The sequence below is a fragment of the Pseudomonas laurylsulfatiphila genome (assembly GCF_002934665.1).
GTDB classification, from domain to species: domain Bacteria; phylum Pseudomonadota; class Gammaproteobacteria; order Pseudomonadales; family Pseudomonadaceae; genus Aquipseudomonas; species Aquipseudomonas laurylsulfatiphila.
On the sequence record NZ_NIRS01000005.1, the window covers coordinates 263,494 to 279,722 of the forward strand.

The window sequence follows — 16,229 nt, forward strand, 5'->3', positions numbered from 1 at the left end:
CCGGTGAGCTGGTTTCGCTGGGACGGTGACGACCTGATTCTTGAGTGTCACCTGCAACCGGCAGCCCGTAGCGATGACTTCGCCGGGCTGCACGGTGATCGCCTGAAGATCCGCCTGACCGCGCCGCCGGTCGAGGGCAAGGCCAACGCGTATCTGATGGCGTTTCTGGCCAAGGCCTTTGGCGTGTCCAAGAGCCAGGTCTGCTTGATCAGTGGCGAGCTGAACCGGCAGAAGCGGGTGCGAATTTGCTCGCCGAAGAAGTTGCCGGACTTGCCTGATCTGGTGCGCCCGGCAGGCTGACCGCGTCATCGTTCATCGCGAGCAGGCTCGCTCCCACATGGACTGCATCAATCCTGTGGGAGCGAGCCTGCTCGCGAATGGCACACCTCGGTCTTACATGAAAAAATCAGCTCGGACCTTTGCTTGCCGCTAACCCCAGCGGTCTTTAGACTTACGCCTCATTTCAATGAGAGCAGGGTCGATGCCAGCTGCCTTTCCCCCCGATTCTGTTGGTCTGGTGACGCCGCAGGTGGCGCACTTCAGCGAGCCGCTGGCTTTGGCCTGTGGTCGTTCGCTCCCGGCCTATGACCTGATCTACGAAACCTACGGCACGCTCAACGCCACGGCGAGCAATGCCGTGCTGATCTGCCACGCCTTGTCCGGGCACCACCACGCTGCCGGCTATCACAGCGCCGATGACCGCAAACCCGGTTGGTGGGACAGCTGCATCGGCCCCGGCAAGCCGATCGATACCAACAAGTTCTTCGTGGTCAGCCTGAACAACCTCGGCGGCTGCAACGGCTCCACTGGCCCGAGCAGTATCAACCCGGACACCGGCAAGCCGTTCGGCGCCGATTTCCCGGTATTGACCGTCGAAGATTGGGTGCACAGTCAGGCGCGCCTGGCCGATCGCCTCGGTATCGCCCAGTTCGCGGCCGTGATCGGCGGCAGCCTCGGCGGCATGCAAGCGATGCAATGGAGCATCACCTACCCCGACCGCATCCGTCACTGCCTGGCCATCGCCTCGGCCCCCAAGCTGTCGGCACAGAACATCGCGTTCAACGAAGTGGCGCGCCAGGCGATCCTCACCGACCCGGAATTCCACGGCGGTTCGTTCCAGGAACAGGGTGTGATCCCCAAGCGCGGCCTGATGCTGGCGCGGATGGTCGGGCACATCACCTACCTGTCCGACGACTCCATGGGCGAGAAATTCGGCCGCGGCCTGAAGAGCGAGAAGCTCAACTACGACTTCCACAGCGTCGAGTTCCAGGTCGAAAGCTACCTGCGCTATCAGGGCGAAGAGTTCTCCGGGCGCTTCGACGCCAACACGTACCTGTTGATGACCAAGGCGCTCGATTACTTCGATCCGGCGGCGAACTTCGACGATAACCTGGCGAAAACCTTTGAAGGTGCGAAAGCCAAGTTCTGTGTGATGTCGTTCACCACCGACTGGCGCTTCTCCCCTGCCCGCTCGCGAGAGCTGGTGGACGCGCTGATGGCCGCGCGCAAGGACGTCTGCTACCTCGAGATCGACGCACCGCAAGGCCACGACGCCTTCCTGATTCCGATCCCGCGCTACCTGCAGGCATTCGGCAATTACATGAACCGCATTACGCTGTGAGAAAGCCATGAGAGCTGATCTGGAAATCATCCAGGAATGGATCCCCGCCGGCAGCCGCGTGCTCGACCTCGGGTGCGGCGATGGCGAACTGCTGACCTGGCTGCGCGACAACAAGCAAGTCACCGGTTATGGCCTGGAAAACGACGCCGACAACATCGCCGAGTGCGTGGCCAAGGGCATCAACGTCATAGAACAGGACCTGGACAAGGGCCTGGGCAACTTCGCCAGCAACAGTTTCGACATCGTGGTCATGACCCAGGCGCTGCAAGCCGTGCACTACCCGGACAAGATCCTCGAAGAAATGCTGCGCGTGGGCCGTCAGTGCATCATCACCTTCCCGAATTTCGGTCACTGGCGCTGCCGCTGGTACCTGGCGAGCAAGGGCCGGATGCCGGTTTCCGAGTTCCTGCCGTACACCTGGTACAACACGCCGAACATCCACTTCTGCACCTTCGCGGACTTTGAAGCCTTGTGTCGCGAACGTGAAGCGAAGGTCATTGATCGGCTTGCCGTGGATCAACAGCATCGGCACGGGTGGGCCAGTAAGCTATGGCCTAATCTGTTAGGTGAGATCGGAATCTACCGCGTCAGCAGTCCGGGACTTTCCGACCACAAGGTCGCGGTCTGATCCACCCTATTTCAAGGAGAACGATCATGGGTCGTCTTGCTTTGTTTCTACTCACTGCCTGCCTGAGCGTCACCGCCATGGGCGCCGAAGCCATCAAGGGCGAGCGCCAGGAAACCTTCGGTGACGTGACGGTGCACTACAACACCTTCAACTCCACCTACCTGACTCCGGACATTGCCAAGTCCGCCGAACTGATCCGCAGCAAGAACCAGGGCGTGATCAATATCTCGGTGCTCAAGGAAGGCAAGCCACTGATGGCCCAGGTGAGCGGCTCGGTCAAAGACCTGACCAGCCAGACGGTGCCACTGCAGTTCAAACAGATCACCGAACAAGGCGCGATCTACTACATCGCGCAATATCCGGTGGATCAGCAGGAAGTCCGCACCTTCGACATCAAGGTGCAGACCGGCGATAAAATCAACACCATCAATTTCAACCAAGAGCTCTTCCCTGGCCAATGATCAATTTCACGCAACTCGTATTGGCCAGCCATAACGCCGGCAAACTCAAGGAACTCCAGGCCATGCTCGGCGAGTCGGTGCATCTGCGCTCGATCGGCGAGTTCAGCAGCGTCGAGCCTGAAGAAACCGGCCTGTCGTTCGTCGAGAACGCCATCCTCAAGGCCCGTAATGCCGCACGCATTTCCGGTTTGCCGGCGCTGGCCGACGATTCCGGGCTGGCGGTGGACTTCCTCGGTGGCGCGCCAGGCATTTATTCGGCGCGCTATGCCGACGGCAAGGGCGATGCGGCGAACAACGCCAAGCTCCTCGACGTGTTGAAAGACGTGCCTGAAGCCGAGCGTGGTGCGCAGTTCGTCTGCGTGCTGGCACTGGTACGTCACGCAGACGATCCGCTGCCGATCCTCTGCGAAGGTTTGTGGCACGGGCGAATCCTGACCCAGGCCAGCGGCGAACACGGTTTTGGCTACGACCCGCTGTTCTGGGTGCCGGAGCGCGATTGCTCCAGCGCCGAGCTGAGCCCTGCCGACAAGAACCAGATCAGCCACCGCGCCCGTGCAATGGATCTGCTGCGCCAGCGTCTGGGCTTGAAATGACCCGTGAATCATCCGCGTCGCCGCTGATCTTCGGCGGCGATGCTTCATCGCCCCGGGCGGCACTGCCTGTGCTGCCGCCCCTGGCGCTGTACATCCACATCCCGTGGTGTGTGCGCAAATGCCCTTATTGCGACTTCAACTCCCACACCGCCAGCCCTGTGCTGCCGGAAGAAGAGTATGTCGACGCGTTGCTGGCCGATCTCGACCAGGACCTCCACGCCGTCTATGGCCGTGAACTGAGCTCGATCTTCTTTGGTGGCGGCACGCCGAGCCTGTTCAGTGCCGATTCCCTGGGTCGCTTGCTCAAAGGCGTCGAACAACGCATTCCCTTTGCCAGCGACATCGAAATCACGCTGGAGGCCAATCCGGGGACGTTCGAGCAAGACAAGTTCGTGGCGTACCGGAAACTGGGGATCAATCGCCTGTCGATCGGCATCCAGAGCTTCCAGCAGGAAAAACTCCAGGCTCTGGGCCGGATTCACAACGGCGACGAAGCCGTACGTGCCGCCGGCATGGCGCGGCAGGCCGGCTTCGATAACTTCAACCTGGACTTGATGCATGGCTTGCCGAATCAGTCCCTGGACGACGCCTTGGCCGACCTGCGCACAGCCATCGCCCTGAAACCGACACACCTGTCGTGGTATCAACTGACCCTGGAACCGAACACGGTGTTCTGGAACCAGCCGCCGACACTGCCGGAAGACGACACGCTGTGGGACATCCAGGAGGCCGGGCAAGCACTGCTGGCTGAACACGGTTACGCACAGTACGAAGTCTCGGCCTATGCCCTGCTCGGTCGCCCGGCGCGACACAACCTCAACTACTGGAGTTTTGGCGACTTCATCGGCATCGGCGCCGGTGCCCATGGCAAGCTCAGTCACCCGGACGGGCGCATTGTCCGCACCTGGAAAACCCGCCTGCCGAAGGATTACCTGAATCCGGCGAAAAGCTTCCGGGCCGGCGAGAAAGCGCTGGGCAACGATGAAATGCCGTTCGAATTCCTGATGAACGCGCTGCGCCTGACTGAAGGCGTCGAATCGCGGCTGTACCCTGAACGTACCGGCATGACCCTGGAAAGCCTTGCTGAAGGCCGACGTGAAGCCGAACAAAGCGGCCTGTTGCAGGTCGAACCGTCACGCCTGGTAGCCACCGTACGCGGACAACTCTTCCTCAACGACTTGCTGCAGAAATTTCTGACATAAGGAAATCGAATGGATCTGATACTCGACCTGCTGGCCACGGTATCCCGCTGGAGCCGCAGCAACCTCTCGGAAATCGCCCTGGCCCTGGTGGGTTGCCTGCTGGTGCTGTTTGGTGCGGATTTCAAAGGCTGGGTCGAGCAGCGCCTGGGCAGCATCGCCGGCGCCTTGCGCGTGCCACTGATGGCCCTGCTGTGCATGATCGGCAGCGGTGCAGCGCTGATCTACGCCACGCCGTGGGTCGTACGCGGATTGAGCCAGTTCAACAACTACAGCCTGGCGCCGGTGTTGTTAGTGGTGTTGGTACTCATCGGCGTCGTAGCCGACCGCCGCTGATCCCGAGCCACACACAAAACACTGTGGGAGCGGGCTTGCCCGCGATGAGGCCATAACATTCAACATCTATGTTGACTGTTACACCGCCATCGCGGGCAAGCCCGCTCCCACAGTTTTATTGCATTGGTCTTAAGCCAGCTTCTCGAACTTCAAATCCCACACGCCATGCCCAAGACGTTCGCCGCGGCGTTCGAACTTGGTGATCGGCCGCTCGGCCGGGCGCGGTACGCACTTGCCGTCTTCGGCGAGGTTGCGATAACCCGGGGCGACATTCATCACTTCCAGCATGTATTCGGCGTACGGTTCCCAGTCGGTGGCCATGTGCAGAATGCCGCCGACCTTCAACTTGCTACGTACCAGCTCGGCGAAGGACGCCTGGACGATACGGCGCTTGTGGTGACGGCTCTTGTGCCACGGATCCGGGAAAAACAACATCAGACGATCAAGGCTGTTATCAGCCACGCAGCGGTTGAGCACTTCGATCGCATCGCAATCGTAGACCCGCAGGTTGGTAAGGCCCTGGGTCAGCACGCCATTGAGCAGCGCCCCGACACCCGGACGGTGCACTTCTACGCCGATGAAATCCTGGTCCGGCGCAGCCGCTGCCATTTCCAGCAACGAATGGCCCATGCCAAAACCGATTTCCAGCGAGCGCGGTGCCGAGCGACCGAACACCTGGTCGAAATCCACCGGCGCATCGGCCAGCGGCAGCACGAACAGCGGCGTGCCCTGCTCCAGGCCTTTTTGCTGGCCTTCGGTCATGCGCCCGGCGCGCATCACGAAACTCTTGATGCGGCGGTGTTGGCGCTCGTCGCCTTCTTCCGTCTGGATTGGCGTGTCGTTCGATTCAGTCATCAATGGCTCTTACTTGATCAGACCATCCAGCGGCGAAGAGGCGCTGGCATAGAGTTTTTTCGGCATACGGCCGGCGAGGTAAGCCAGGCGGCCTGCGACGATCGCATGTTTCATGGCTTCAGCCATCATGACCGGCTGCTGGGCATGGGCGATGGCCGAGTTCATCAGCACCGCATCACAGCCCAGTTCCATGGCGATGGTGGCGTCGGAAGCGGTGCCGACGCCGGCATCCACCAGCACCGGGATTTTGGCTTCTTCGAGGATGATCTGCAGGTTGTACGGATTGCAGATCCCTAGACCGGAGCCGATCAGGCCGGCCAGCGGCATCACCGCGATGCAGCCGATTTCCGCCAACTGACGGGCGATGATCGGATCATCACTGGTGTAGACCATAACGTCGAAGCCTTCCTTGACCAGCGTTTCGGCGGCCTTGAGGGTTTCGATCACGTTGGGGAACAGGGTTTTCTGATCGGCCAGTACTTCCAGCTTCACCAGGTTGTGGCCGTCGAGCAGCTCACGGGCCAGGCGGCAGGTGCGCACGGCTTCGATGGCGTCGTAGCAACCGGCGGTGTTCGGCAGGAAGGTGTAGCGATCCGGCGACAGCACTTCGAGCAGGTTCGGCTCGCCCTCGATCTGACCGAGGTTGGTGCGGCGCACGGCGAAGGTGACGATCTCGGCACCCGAGGCTTCGATGGCCTTGCGGGTTTCTTCCATGTCACGGTACTTGCCGGTACCGACCAGCAAACGCGACTGGTAAGTACGACCGGCCAGGACGAAAGGCTTGTCGCTGCGAACGATGCTCATGGGAAATCCTCTGTAGGGGTGAGGTACTTGCAGAATTCTGTGGCCACTCGGCCAAGACTACTAGCCGCCGCCGATGGCGTGCACCACTTCAACGTTATCGCCGTCGTTCAACGTGGTGTCTGCATGCTGGCTGCGCGGGACGATATCCAGATTGAGTTCGACCGCCACCCGGCGTCCGGTCAGGTCCAGACGGGTGAGCAGGGCCGCAACGGTTTCACCGTCGGGCAGTTCAAAGGATTCGCCGTTCAACTGAATGCGCATGCCGGATGCCGCCATCATTTTTTGGGGCAGGCATTCTAGCTTGATCATGACCTAAAGGTCAGCAACAAGCGTCAAGCGGTAAGCTGCAAGCGCCAGGCGGCGAGTCCCAGGCAGAACCAACCCACGAGGAACGCAAGACCGCCGAAAGGCGTGATGATGCCGAGCTTGCTGATACCCGTCAGCGTCAGCACGTAAAGACTGCCGGAGAACAGCAGGATCCCGACGGCAAACGATGCGCCGGCCCAAGTGACCAAACGACCGGGAACCTGCGCGGCCAGCAGCGCCACGCCCAGCAACGCCAAGGTGTGCACCAATTGATAAGTGACGCCGGTATGGAAGATCGCCAGGTACTCGGCGCTCAGGCTATTTTTCAGGCCATGGGCAGCGAAGGCGCCAAGGCCGACACCAGTGAAACCGAAAAAAGCGGCCAGCATCAGAAAGCCACGCAGCATGCAGAACTCCAGTCAGTTTCGATCCAAAGGGTCTGTATAATGGCCCGCTCAACGGGTTCGGCCAAGCCATCTCTATGCTGCGTATCTATTTCCGTCATTTCTCCAAGGCCGTGCTCTGGTTCATGGGCGGCAGCGTATTGCTGGTGCTGATCTTTCGCGTAGTGCCGCCTCCGGGGACGGCGCTGATGGTCGAGCGCAAGATCGAATCCTGGTTTGACGGCGAACCCATCGACCTGCAACGGAGCTGGAAACCCTGGGACGAGATCTCCGACGACCTGAAAGTCGCGGTGATTGCCGGCGAAGACCAGAAATTCCCGGAGCACTGGGGCTTCGATATCGGCGCGATTCAGGCGGCATTTGCCCATAACGAGCGCGGCGGTTCGATCCGCGGCGCCAGCACCCTCAGCCAGCAAGTCTCGAAAAACCTGTTCCTGTGGTCCGGCCGCAGCTGGCTGCGCAAAGGCCTGGAAGCCTGGTTCACCGGACTGATCGAAGTGCTCTGGCCCAAGCAGCGGATTCTTGAGGTGTACCTGAATAGCGTTGAGTGGGATGAAGGGGTGTTTGGCGCGGAGGCTGCGGCACGGCATCATTTTGGGACCAGCGCGAAAAATCTCAGCCGACAGCAATCGAGCTTGCTGGCCGCCGTACTGCCAAACCCGCGGGTCTGGAGCGCAAGCCATCCCACTTCCTATGTTTCACGTCGGGCTGGCTGGATCAGGCAGCAGATGAGCCAGTTGGGTGGGGACAGCTATCTGGTCGGGCTGAACGATTCGCGCCGGGCGCCCTGGTCTCAATAACCGATCACAATTCTTTCAGGCCCTGAAAACCACTGTGGGAGCGGGCTTGCCCGCGATGACGGCCTGACATTCAACTTATGTATTGAATGTTCGGACCTCATCGCGAGCAAGCTCGCTCCCACAGGATCACTGCTCGGTTTTTTTACTGCCTGCCCGCCAGTTACGCAGCGATCGACAACTTGAGCTTGTTCATCGCGCTCTTCTCGAGCTGGCGAATACGCTCGGCCGACACGTTGTACTTCTGCGCCAGGTCGTGCAGCGTAGCTTTCTCTTCCGCCAGCCAGCGCTGGTAGAGAATGTCACGGCTACGGTCGTCCAGCACTTCCAGCGCTTCGTGCAGGTTGTGGTTGGAGTTGTCGCTCCAGTCGGCGTCTTCCAGTTGACGCGCCGGGTCGTACCGGTGGTCTTCCAGATAGTTGGCCGGCGACTGGAATGCACTGTCGTCGTCCGCTTCGGCAGCCGGGTCGAAGGCCATGTCATGGCCAGTCAGGCGGCTTTCCATCTCGCGCACTTCCCGAGGCTCTACACCCAGGCTTTCAGCTACACGATGAACTTCCTCGTTATTCAACCAGGCCAGGCGTTTCTTCTGGCTGCGCAGGTTGAAGAACAGCTTGCGCTGGGCCTTGGTGGTCGCGACTTTCACGATGCGCCAGTTGCGCAGGATGAACTCGTGGATTTCCGCCTTGATCCAGTGCACGGCAAAGGACACCAGGCGCACACCCATTTCCGGGTTGAAGCGCTTCACGGCCTTCATCAAGCCGACGTTGCCTTCCTGGATCAGGTCAGCCTGAGCCAGGCCGTAGCCGGAATAGCTACGGGCGATATGTACGACAAAACGCAGGTGGGCGAGCACCATCTGCCGAGCCGCCCCCAAATCCTGCTCATAATAGAGACTCTCGGCCAGTTCACGCTCCTGCTCCGGCGACAGCAATGGAATGCTGTTGACGGTGTGCACATAGGCCTCCAGGTTCGCACCCGGGACCAGAGCATATGCAGGTTGCAAAGAATTGGTCATACGAAAAAACCTCCGACTTACAAACTCGTGCAGTTCAGCACTGCGAAAATTGACCGGAAACCGAAAGACAAGTTCCCTAAAACCCAAAAACGCTGAAAGGTCAATACGAGCAAAATGATACTACTTAGGCGCAAGCTCCCTCAGGTGGCGTGCGACTGCAATCCATGCACCGATATACCCCAACAGCACCGCGCCAAGCAAGAGAGACAGACCGTCGGCAACTGGCACTCCAGCCAGCGCAAAATCACTGCCGTACAAACCGGCCAGCCCTACCACCGCGTCGTTCAGCCAATCAAGGCCGAACGCAAGCACGCCCCAGGACAGAATCCCCGCACCGAAGCCATACAGCGCCCCCATGTACAGGAAAGGCCTGCGGACATAGCTGTCAGTGCCGCCGACCAGTTTAATCACTTCTATCTCTGTGCGGCGGTTTTCAATATGAAGACGAATGGTATTGCCTATCACCAAAAGTAATGCAGAAACCAGAAGCACGGTCAGACCGAAGACAAAACGGTCACCCAGCTTGAGGATGGCTGCCAGACGCTCGACCCAGACTAAATCAAGTTGCGCCTGTTGTACCTTCGGCAGCTCGGATAGTTTTTGTCTTAATGCTTCAAGGGCCGGCTTGTCGACCTCGTTCGGCGTCACCAGGACCACGCCCGGCAGCGGGTTCTCCGGCAACTCCTTGAGCGCCTCGCCCAGCCCAGACTGTTGCTGGAACTCTTCCAGCGCCTGATCCCGGCCAACGTATTCGGCGTCGGCAACGCCCGGCATGCCCTTGATCTGATCGCGCAGCGATTCGCCTTCGGCCGGTTTGGCCTCAAGGTCCAGATACAGGGAAATTTGCGCCGCGCGCTGCCAGGAACCCCCCAGACGCTCGACGTTACTTAGCAAAAGTGACAGGCCCATGGGCAAACTCAGGGCCACCGCCATCACCATGCAGGTGAAAAAACTTCCGATGGGCTGTTTGCCCAGGCGGCGCAGGCTGTCGACCATGCTGGCGCGATGGCTTTCGATCCAGGCACGGAACAACGTGGCGAAGTCCGGCCCGTCGTCATCGTCGTGCTTTTTCTTTTGCGGCTGCGGATCGGCGGCTTTCGGGGCCACGCGCTCGGAAACCTTGGGGCTACGTGTTGCACTCATACCGCGGCCTCCCCGTCACCGATCAGTCGACCGCGTTGCAGCGTCAGCATGCGATGGCGCATGCGGGCGATCAGGGCCAGGTCGTGACTGGCGATCAGCACGCTGGTACCCAGGCGATTGATGTCTTCGAACACACCCATGATCTCGGCGGCCAGACGCGGGTCGAGGTTACCGGTCGGCTCATCCGCCAGCAGCAAGGCCGGGCGATGGACGATGGCGCGGGCGATGCCGACGCGCTGTTGCTGGCCAGTGGACAGGTCGCCCGGGTACAAGTCGGTTTTATCCGACAGCGCCACACGCTCTAGCGCCGAGTCCACGCGCTTGGCGATCTCGGCCTTGGACAGCCCGAGGATCTGCAAAGGCAACGCGACGTTATTGAACACCGTGCGATCGAACAACAACTGGTGATTCTGGAACACCACGCCGATCTGTCGGCGAAGGAAAGGAATCTGTGCGTTGCTGATGGTGCTCAGGTCTTGCCCGGCGAGCAGCAATTTGCCGCTGGTCGGACGCTCCATGGCCAGCAGCAGCCGCAACAAGGTGCTTTTACCGGCGCCGGAATGGCCGGTGACAAACAGAAACTCGCCACGACGGACTCGAAAGCTCAGCTCATGCAAGCCGACGTGACCGTTCGGGTAGCGCTTACCGACCTGTTCGAAACGAATCATGAACGCTCCCGCTCGGCAAACAATGCCTGGACAAAGGGTTCTGCTTCAAAGGTACGCAAATCGTCGATGCCTTCGCCGACGCCGATGTAGCGGATCGGCAGGCCGAATTGCTTGGCCAGGGCGAAAATCACCCCGCCTTTGGCGGTGCCGTCGAGCTTGGTCAGCGCCAGGCCGGTCAGTTCGACGGTCTGGTTGAATTGCTTGGCCTGGTTGATGGCGTTCTGGCCAGTGCCGGCGTCAAGCACCAGGAGCACTTCGTGAGGTGCGTCGGCGTCGAGCTTGCCGATCACGCGGCGAACCTTTTTCAGCTCTTCCATCAGGTTGTCTTTGGTGTGCAGGCGGCCGGCAGTGTCGGCGATCAGCACATCAATGCCGCGAGCCTTGGCGGCCTGCACGGCGTCGAAGATCACCGAAGCCGAGTCGGCGCCAGTATGCTGGGCGATCACCGGGATCTTGTTGCGCTCGCCCCAGACCTGCAACTGCTCTACCGCCGCCGCACGGAAGGTATCGCCGGCGGCGAGCATGACTTTCTTGCCTTCCAGCTGCAGTTTCTTCGCCAGCTTGCCGATGGTGGTGGTCTTGCCCGCACCGTTGACGCCGACGACCAGAATCACGAACGGCTTGTTCTGCGAGGCGATTTTCAGCGGCTGCTCGACGGGCTTGAGCATGGCAGCCAGCTCGGCTTGCAGGGATTTGTACAGGGCATCGGCGTCGGCCAGTTCCTTGCGCGCAACCTTCTGCGTCAGACGCTGGATGATCACCGAGGTGGCTTCGACACCGACGTCGGCGGTCAGCAAACGGGTCTCGAGGTCCTCGAGCAGTTCGTCATCAATAACCTTTTTGCCCAGGAACAGGCTGGCCATGCCTTCGCCGATACTGGCGCTGGTCTTGGACAGGCCTTGCTTGAGGCGGGCGAAGAAACCGGCTTTGGTTTCTTCGGTGCGTACGGGTTCTACCGGGGTTTCGACGGGCGTCGCGATCGGTGCAGGAGTCGGAGCGGGTGCCGGTGCTTGAGCAACCGGAGCAACCGGAGCAACCGGAGCAACCGGAGCAACGAATACCGGAACCTCTGGCTGGCTGACAACGGGAACAGGCTCGGCCACGACAACTGGTTCAACCATCGCTTCGACCACAGACGCATGAACCGGTGCAGGCGTAAACGCTGCCGGGGCCGGAATCGGCGGGGTCACGTGAGGGGCCAGGTCATTTTCGACCAATGCCACGGGTTCTTCGGCTACCGGCAGGGTCAACCAGGGTTCGGCCGTCGGGGCCAGCGGCTCTTCGGTGACGATTTCGCTGACGGGTTCGGGAGCGGCAGCTTCAACCTTGGGTTGCAGCAACGGCTCGGCAATCGGTAGAACAACCGGCGCAGGTGCTTCTTCTATTACCGGGACCGGCGTCGGCGCGGGTTCAGGAATGGCTTGTGGCTGTTCGACGACGGGTTCCTGCGGCTTTTTGCGCAGCCATCCGAACAGGCTTTTCTTCTCGCCAGCCGCAGCTGGGGTCTTCTTGTCGTCGTTGGAACCAAACATGGAGGACGGCTATCTCACGGTAGCGACGCGCCAATGGCGCCCCGGCAAATAAATAATCGATGCAGAACAGACTGTGATTGACCCAGCTTGTTCACGCGCAACATTTTGTCGAGGTGCCAACGGCGCCTCAAAGGTCGACTAATACGAAGCACTGAAACGGCATCGTCGGCGAAAACGCAGAGTTTAGCTGACAAACTCAAAGTTTCTGCCGGTAACCCATACAACCCGCAGGCCAATCAAAGGCCTGATAGGCGTGGCCGCCAGTAAAACGGATCAGTATCCTAGCACCCTCTCGCCCGCTGACGCTAAGAACAAGCGGGCAGCCCCAAAGGTTTGAAAACGAATGAATGCTCTTGCCCGCCGCGCCGCAGGCCTGCTGCTCAGCACAGTTTGCCTGCCCCTTTCGGCCCTGGCTGCCGACCCGCAACCCACCCACGAATTCACTCTCGACAATGGCTTGAAGGTGGTCGTGCGCGAAGACCATCGTGCACCTGTTGTCGTTTCCCAGGTCTGGTACAAGGTCGGCTCCAGCTACGAGACGCCGGGCAATACCGGTCTGTCCCACGCTCTGGAACACATGATGTTCAAGGGCAGCGAGAAGGTCGGCCCCGGTGAAGCCTCGCTGATCCTGCGCGACCTCGGCGCCGAAGAGAACGCATTCACCAGCGACGACTTCACCGCGTACTATCAGGTACTGGCCCGGGATCGCCTGGGCGTAGCCTTCGAACTGGAAGCCGACCGCATGGCCAGCCTGCGCCTGCCGGCCGACGAGTTCGCCAAGGAAATCGAAGTCATCAAGGAAGAACGTCGCCTGCGCACCGACGACAAGCCAATGTCCAAAGCCTATGAGCGCTTCAAGGCCATGGCTTACCCGGCCAGCGGCTATCACACGCCGACCATCGGCTGGATGGCCGATCTTGAGCGGATGAAGGTCGAAGAACTGCGCCACTGGTACCAGACCTGGTACGTGCCGAACAACGCCACGCTGGTGGTGGTCGGCGACGTGACACCGGACGAAGTCAAGGCTCTGGCCCAACGCTATTTCGGCCCGATCGCCAAGCGTGATGTGCCGGCCGCGAAGAAGCCCCTGGAACTGGCCGAACCGGGCGAGCGCCAGATCACCCTGCATGTGCAAACCCAACTGCCCAGCCTGATGCTGGCCTTCAACGTGCCGAGCATTGCCACCGCCGAAGACAAACGTCTGGTCAATGCCCTGCGCCTGATCTCGGCGCTGCTCGATGGCGGCTACAGCGGGCGCATCCCGACGCAACTGGAGCGCGGAGAAGAACTGGTGTCCGGCGGCTCGTCGAGTTACGACGCCTACACCCGTGGCGACAGCCTGTTCACCCTGTCGGCATCGCCAAACTCACAGAAACACAAGACCATCGCCCAGGCAGAAGCCGGATTGTGGAAGCTGCTCGATCAGTTGAAAACCACTGCGCCGACGGCTGAAGAGCTCGAACGGGTTCGTGCGCAAGTCATCGCCGGCCTGGTCTACGAGCGCGACTCGATCACCAGCCAGGCCACCGCCATCGGCCAACTGGAAACCGTCGGCCTGTCGTGGCAACTGATGGACACCGAACTGGCCGACCTGGAAAGCGTGACCCCGGAAGATATCCAGAAAGCCGCCAAGCTGTATTTCACCCGCGAACGTCTCAGCGTCGCCCATGTACTGCCTCTGGAGACGACTCATGAGTGAGCGTAAACCCTCCCGCCTGGCCCTGATCGGGCTGATCGCTGCCGCCGTTATCGGCTCTGCCGCGTTCTATCTGTCGCGCTCCGGCGAAACCAGTGCCAGTGAAGCCCTGGACAAAGCCAAGGCCAGCCAGAAACTGCAATCGCTGACCGAACTCAACGGCAAGGCGCCGGACCACCGCAAGCTGGACGTGCAGACCTGGAACACTGCCGAAGGCACCAAGGTGCTGTTCGTCGAAGCCCATGAGCTGCCGATGTTCGACATGCGCCTGATCTTCGCCGCCGGCAGCAGCCAGGACGGCGACGCACCGGGCCTGGCGCTGCTGACCAACGCCATGCTCAACGAAGGCGTGGCCGGCAAGGACGTCGGCGCCATTGCCCAAGGCTTCGAAGGCCTGGGCGCCGATTTCGGCAACGGTGCTTACAAAGACATGGCAATCGCTTCACTGCGCAGCCTGAGTGCCAAAGACAAGCGCGAGCCGGCCCTGAAGCTGTTCGCCGAAGTCATCGGCAAGCCGACCTTCCCTGCCGACTCACTGTTGCGCATCAAGAACCAGATGCTCGCCGGTTTCGAATACCAGAAACAGAACCCCGGCAAACTGGCGAGCCTGGAACTGATGAGCCGCTTGTACGGTGATCACCCGTACGCGCACTCCAGCGATGGCACGGCGAAAAGCGTACCGGCGATCACCCAGGCACAACTGCGTGCGTTCCACGAGAAGGCCTACGCAGCGGGTAACGTGGTGATCGCACTGGTCGGCGACCTGTCCCGCGCCGAAGCGGAAACGATTGCCGCACAGGTTTCCGCCGCCCTGCCCAAAGGTCCGGCGCTGCCAAAAATCGCGCAACCGACTGAGCCGAAGGCGAGCATCGGCCACATAGAGTTCCCGTCCAAGCAGACCAACCTGTTGCTCGCGCAATTGGGCATCGATCGCGACGATCCGGACTACGCGGCGCTGTCCATGGGTAACCAGATTCTCGGTGGCGGCGGTTTCGGCACCCGGTTGATGAGCGAAGTGCGCGAGAAGCGTGGCCTGACTTACGGCGTGTATTCGGGCTTCACCCCGATGCAGGTGCGCGGCCCGTTCATGATCAACCTGCAGACCCGCGCCGAGATGAGCGAAGGCACCCTGAAACTGGTGCAGGACGTACTGGCCGACTACCTTGAAACCGGCCCGACCGAAAAGGAACTCGACGACGCCAAGCGCGAACTGGCCGGCAGTTTCCCGTTGTCCACCGCCAGCAACGCCGATATCGTCGGCCAACTGGGCGCCATCGGTTTCTACAACCTGCCGCTGAGCCACCTGGAAGAATTCATGCAGCAGTCCCAGGCCTTGACCGTCGAACAGGTCAAAGCCGCCATGAACAAACACCTGGGCACGGACAAAATGGTCATCGTCAGCGCTGGCCCGACCGTGCCGCAAAAGCCGTTACCGGCCCCTACTGATAAACCTTCCGAGCAGCCGCTCGGGGTTCCGGAGCATTAATGGCCAGTCCCAAGAAACCCGCCAAAAACGTCCATAACGGCGTGAACCAGCTGCGCATCATCGGTGGCGAATGGCGCAGCCGCAAACTGAGCTTCCCCGACGCCCCGGGCCTACGCCCGACGCCGGACCGCGTGCGTGAAACCCTGTTCAACTGGCTCGCGCCGTACGTGCCGGGCGCCAAGGTGCTCGACCCGTTCACCGGCAGCGGCGCGTTGTTCCTCGAAGCCCTGTCCCGTGGCGCGGCCATGGGCCAGGCGCTGGACGCCAGCAGCATCGCGGTGTCCAGCCTGAAGGAGCACCTGGGCACCCTGCGGTGCACCAACGGCCAGGTCCAGACCGCCGATGCCCTGCGCTATCTGGAAACCCAGACCGCAACGGCCTACGACCTGGTGTTCCTCGACCCGCCGTTCAACCAGAACCTGCTGCCCGCCGTTTGCAAGTTGCTCGAAGAGCGTCAATGGCTGGCCGAAGATGCCTGGGTGTACACCGAAAGCGAGTCCGCGCCGTCGACCCTGGGCCTGCCGGAGAACTGGCGCCTGCACCGCGAACAGAAATCCGGGCGCGTCTACTACTCGTTGTGGCAACGAAGCGCCTGACACTCCGTTGAGATGACGACCCCCGAGCCGATTGGGGGGTGCACTACATAGTTACCGCCTGACACCTTTCCGGATGATCCACAGTG

Annotated in this window: 19 protein-coding genes; 11 read left to right on the top strand and 8 right to left on the bottom strand. The window is 60.9% G+C overall.

The window, feature by feature from the left end; translation table 11 throughout:
- Window positions 1-3: 3 nt before the first annotated feature.
- The 7 genes from CD175_RS19665 to CD175_RS19695 all read left to right on the top strand — a co-directional run bounded on the left by CD175_RS19665 (window position 4) and on the right by CD175_RS19695 (window position 4,838).
- Complete coding sequence (locus CD175_RS19665; protein ID WP_104450141.1) at window positions 4-300, top strand: DUF167 domain-containing protein; 297 nt, start codon at window positions 4-6, stop codon at window positions 298-300.
- 181 nt (window positions 301-481) lie between these two features.
- Entirely contained in the window at window positions 482-1,621 is a 1,140-nt protein-coding gene (gene metX / locus CD175_RS19670) for a homoserine O-succinyltransferase MetX (RefSeq protein ID WP_015097209.1), read from the top strand.
- Window positions 1,622-1,628: 7 nt separating this feature from the next.
- Window positions 1,629-2,249, top strand: coding sequence for a methionine biosynthesis protein MetW (gene metW / locus CD175_RS19675; RefSeq protein WP_007975398.1), 621 nt, complete (start codon window positions 1,629-1,631; stop codon window positions 2,247-2,249).
- A 26-nt stretch (window positions 2,250-2,275) separates the two neighbouring features.
- Entirely contained in the window at window positions 2,276-2,710 is a 435-nt protein-coding gene (locus tag CD175_RS19680; RefSeq protein WP_007975397.1) for a DUF4426 domain-containing protein, read from the top strand.
- A complete protein-coding gene (rdgB, locus tag CD175_RS19685; RefSeq protein ID WP_007975395.1) occupies window positions 2,707-3,303 on the top strand; it encodes an RdgB/HAM1 family non-canonical purine NTP pyrophosphatase in 597 nt (198 codons plus the stop codon). The genes CD175_RS19680 and rdgB overlap by 4 nt, the downstream gene beginning before the upstream one ends.
- Window positions 3,300-4,505 carry a radical SAM family heme chaperone HemW gene (gene hemW / locus CD175_RS19690; RefSeq protein WP_104450142.1) on the top strand — a complete coding sequence of 402 codons (1,206 nt, stop codon included), beginning with the start codon at window positions 3,300-3,302 and terminating at the stop codon, window positions 4,503-4,505. The genes rdgB and hemW overlap by 4 nt, the downstream gene beginning before the upstream one ends.
- A 9-nt stretch (window positions 4,506-4,514) precedes the next feature.
- Window positions 4,515-4,838 carry a DUF3392 domain-containing protein gene (locus CD175_RS19695; RefSeq protein ID WP_104450143.1) on the top strand — a complete coding sequence of 108 codons (324 nt, stop codon included), beginning with the start codon at window positions 4,515-4,517 and terminating at the stop codon, window positions 4,836-4,838.
- 129 nt (window positions 4,839-4,967) lie between these two features.
- Here CD175_RS19695 and trmB read toward each other — a convergent pair whose 3' ends face one another.
- From trmB to CD175_RS19720, 4 genes are all read right to left on the bottom strand, one after another.
- Window positions 4,968-5,693 (bottom strand): tRNA (guanosine(46)-N7)-methyltransferase TrmB, encoded by a 726-nt coding sequence (trmB, locus tag CD175_RS19705; protein ID WP_057712910.1) that lies wholly within the window; start codon window positions 5,691-5,693, stop codon window positions 4,968-4,970.
- A 9-nt stretch (window positions 5,694-5,702) separates the two neighbouring features.
- A complete protein-coding gene (locus CD175_RS19710) occupies window positions 5,703-6,497 on the bottom strand; it encodes a thiazole synthase (protein WP_104450144.1) in 795 nt (264 codons plus the stop codon).
- 60 nt (window positions 6,498-6,557) lie between these two features.
- Complete coding sequence (gene thiS / locus CD175_RS19715; protein WP_007953386.1) at window positions 6,558-6,758, bottom strand: sulfur carrier protein ThiS; 201 nt, start codon at window positions 6,756-6,758, stop codon at window positions 6,558-6,560.
- Between the two features lie 71 nt (window positions 6,759-6,829).
- On the bottom strand, window positions 6,830-7,210 hold the full coding sequence (locus CD175_RS19720; RefSeq protein WP_104450145.1) for a DUF423 domain-containing protein: 381 nt from the start codon (window positions 7,208-7,210) through the stop codon (window positions 6,830-6,832).
- A gap of 74 nt (window positions 7,211-7,284) precedes the next feature.
- Between CD175_RS19720 and mtgA the strand changes: the two genes are divergently transcribed.
- The gene (gene mtgA, locus CD175_RS19725; RefSeq protein WP_104450146.1) at window positions 7,285-8,007 is read left to right on the top strand and encodes a monofunctional biosynthetic peptidoglycan transglycosylase; all 723 of its coding nucleotides are present in this window, start codon (window positions 7,285-7,287) and stop codon (window positions 8,005-8,007) included.
- Between the two features lie 160 nt (window positions 8,008-8,167).
- Here mtgA and rpoH read toward each other — a convergent pair whose 3' ends face one another.
- The 4 genes from rpoH to ftsY form a co-directional block, all read right to left on the bottom strand.
- Window positions 8,168-9,022 (bottom strand): RNA polymerase sigma factor RpoH, encoded by an 855-nt coding sequence (rpoH, locus tag CD175_RS19730; RefSeq protein WP_007975386.1) that lies wholly within the window; start codon window positions 9,020-9,022, stop codon window positions 8,168-8,170.
- Window positions 9,023-9,142: 120 nt separating this feature from the next.
- Window positions 9,143-10,165, bottom strand: a complete 1,023-nt coding sequence (gene ftsX, locus CD175_RS19735; RefSeq protein ID WP_007975385.1) for a permease-like cell division protein FtsX — start codon at window positions 10,163-10,165, stop codon at window positions 9,143-9,145.
- On the bottom strand, window positions 10,162-10,833 hold the full coding sequence (ftsE, locus tag CD175_RS19740) for a cell division ATP-binding protein FtsE (protein ID WP_007975383.1): 672 nt from the start codon (window positions 10,831-10,833) through the stop codon (window positions 10,162-10,164). Before ftsE ends, ftsX begins: the two co-directional genes overlap by 4 nt.
- Window positions 10,830-12,365: a signal recognition particle-docking protein FtsY gene (gene ftsY, locus CD175_RS19745; RefSeq protein ID WP_104450147.1), complete on the bottom strand. Its 1,536-nt coding sequence runs from the start codon at window positions 12,363-12,365 to the stop codon at window positions 10,830-10,832. The genes ftsE and ftsY overlap by 4 nt, the downstream gene beginning before the upstream one ends.
- A gap of 343 nt (window positions 12,366-12,708) precedes the next feature.
- On the opposite strand from ftsY, the gene CD175_RS19750 reads away from it, so the two are divergent.
- Genes CD175_RS19750 through rsmD form a run of 3 tightly spaced genes read left to right on the top strand, consistent with a single transcriptional unit; the run spans window position 12,709 to window position 16,143 of the window.
- Window positions 12,709-14,064, top strand: a complete 1,356-nt coding sequence (locus CD175_RS19750; protein ID WP_095964216.1) for a M16 family metallopeptidase — start codon at window positions 12,709-12,711, stop codon at window positions 14,062-14,064.
- Window positions 14,057-15,547, top strand: a complete 1,491-nt coding sequence (locus CD175_RS19755; protein WP_104450148.1) for a M16 family metallopeptidase — start codon at window positions 14,057-14,059, stop codon at window positions 15,545-15,547. Before CD175_RS19750 ends, CD175_RS19755 begins: the two co-directional genes overlap by 8 nt.
- The gene (gene rsmD, locus CD175_RS19760) at window positions 15,547-16,143 is read left to right on the top strand and encodes a 16S rRNA (guanine(966)-N(2))-methyltransferase RsmD (protein WP_104450149.1); all 597 of its coding nucleotides are present in this window, start codon (window positions 15,547-15,549) and stop codon (window positions 16,141-16,143) included. The genes CD175_RS19755 and rsmD overlap by 1 nt, the downstream gene beginning before the upstream one ends.
- Window positions 16,144-16,229: the final 86 nt, after the last annotated feature.

Coding starts and splice junctions, on each gene's coding strand:
- mtgA (WP_104450146.1), top strand. CDS start 7,285: ATGCTGCGTATCTATTTCCGTCATTTCTCCAAGGCCGTGCTCTGGTTC.
- hemW (WP_104450142.1), top strand. CDS start 3,300: ATGACCCGTGAATCATCCGCGTCGCCGCTGATCTTCGGCGGCGATGCT.
- CD175_RS19680 (WP_007975397.1), top strand. CDS start 2,276: ATGGGTCGTCTTGCTTTGTTTCTACTCACTGCCTGCCTGAGCGTCACC.
- CD175_RS19755 (WP_104450148.1), top strand. CDS start 14,057: ATGAGTGAGCGTAAACCCTCCCGCCTGGCCCTGATCGGGCTGATCGCT.
- rsmD (WP_104450149.1), top strand. CDS start 15,547: ATGGCCAGTCCCAAGAAACCCGCCAAAAACGTCCATAACGGCGTGAAC.
- ftsX (WP_007975385.1), bottom strand. CDS start 10,165: ATGAGTGCAACACGTAGCCCCAAGGTTTCCGAGCGCGTGGCCCCGAAA.
- rdgB (WP_007975395.1), top strand. CDS start 2,707: ATGATCAATTTCACGCAACTCGTATTGGCCAGCCATAACGCCGGCAAA.
- CD175_RS19720 (WP_104450145.1), bottom strand. CDS start 7,210: ATGCTGCGTGGCTTTCTGATGCTGGCCGCTTTTTTCGGTTTCACTGGT.
- CD175_RS19695 (WP_104450143.1), top strand. CDS start 4,515: ATGGATCTGATACTCGACCTGCTGGCCACGGTATCCCGCTGGAGCCGC.
- ftsE (WP_007975383.1), bottom strand. CDS start 10,833: ATGATTCGTTTCGAACAGGTCGGTAAGCGCTACCCGAACGGTCACGTC.
- rpoH (WP_007975386.1), bottom strand. CDS start 9,022: ATGACCAATTCTTTGCAACCTGCATATGCTCTGGTCCCGGGTGCGAAC.
- CD175_RS19710 (WP_104450144.1), bottom strand. CDS start 6,497: ATGAGCATCGTTCGCAGCGACAAGCCTTTCGTCCTGGCCGGTCGTACT.
- metX (WP_015097209.1), top strand. CDS start 482: ATGCCAGCTGCCTTTCCCCCCGATTCTGTTGGTCTGGTGACGCCGCAG.
- CD175_RS19750 (WP_095964216.1), top strand. CDS start 12,709: ATGAATGCTCTTGCCCGCCGCGCCGCAGGCCTGCTGCTCAGCACAGTT.
- trmB (WP_057712910.1), bottom strand. CDS start 5,693: ATGACTGAATCGAACGACACGCCAATCCAGACGGAAGAAGGCGACGAG.
- thiS (WP_007953386.1), bottom strand. CDS start 6,758: ATGCGCATTCAGTTGAACGGCGAATCCTTTGAACTGCCCGACGGTGAA.
- ftsY (WP_104450147.1), bottom strand. CDS start 12,365: ATGTTTGGTTCCAACGACGACAAGAAGACCCCAGCTGCGGCTGGCGAG.
- metW (WP_007975398.1), top strand. CDS start 1,629: ATGAGAGCTGATCTGGAAATCATCCAGGAATGGATCCCCGCCGGCAGC.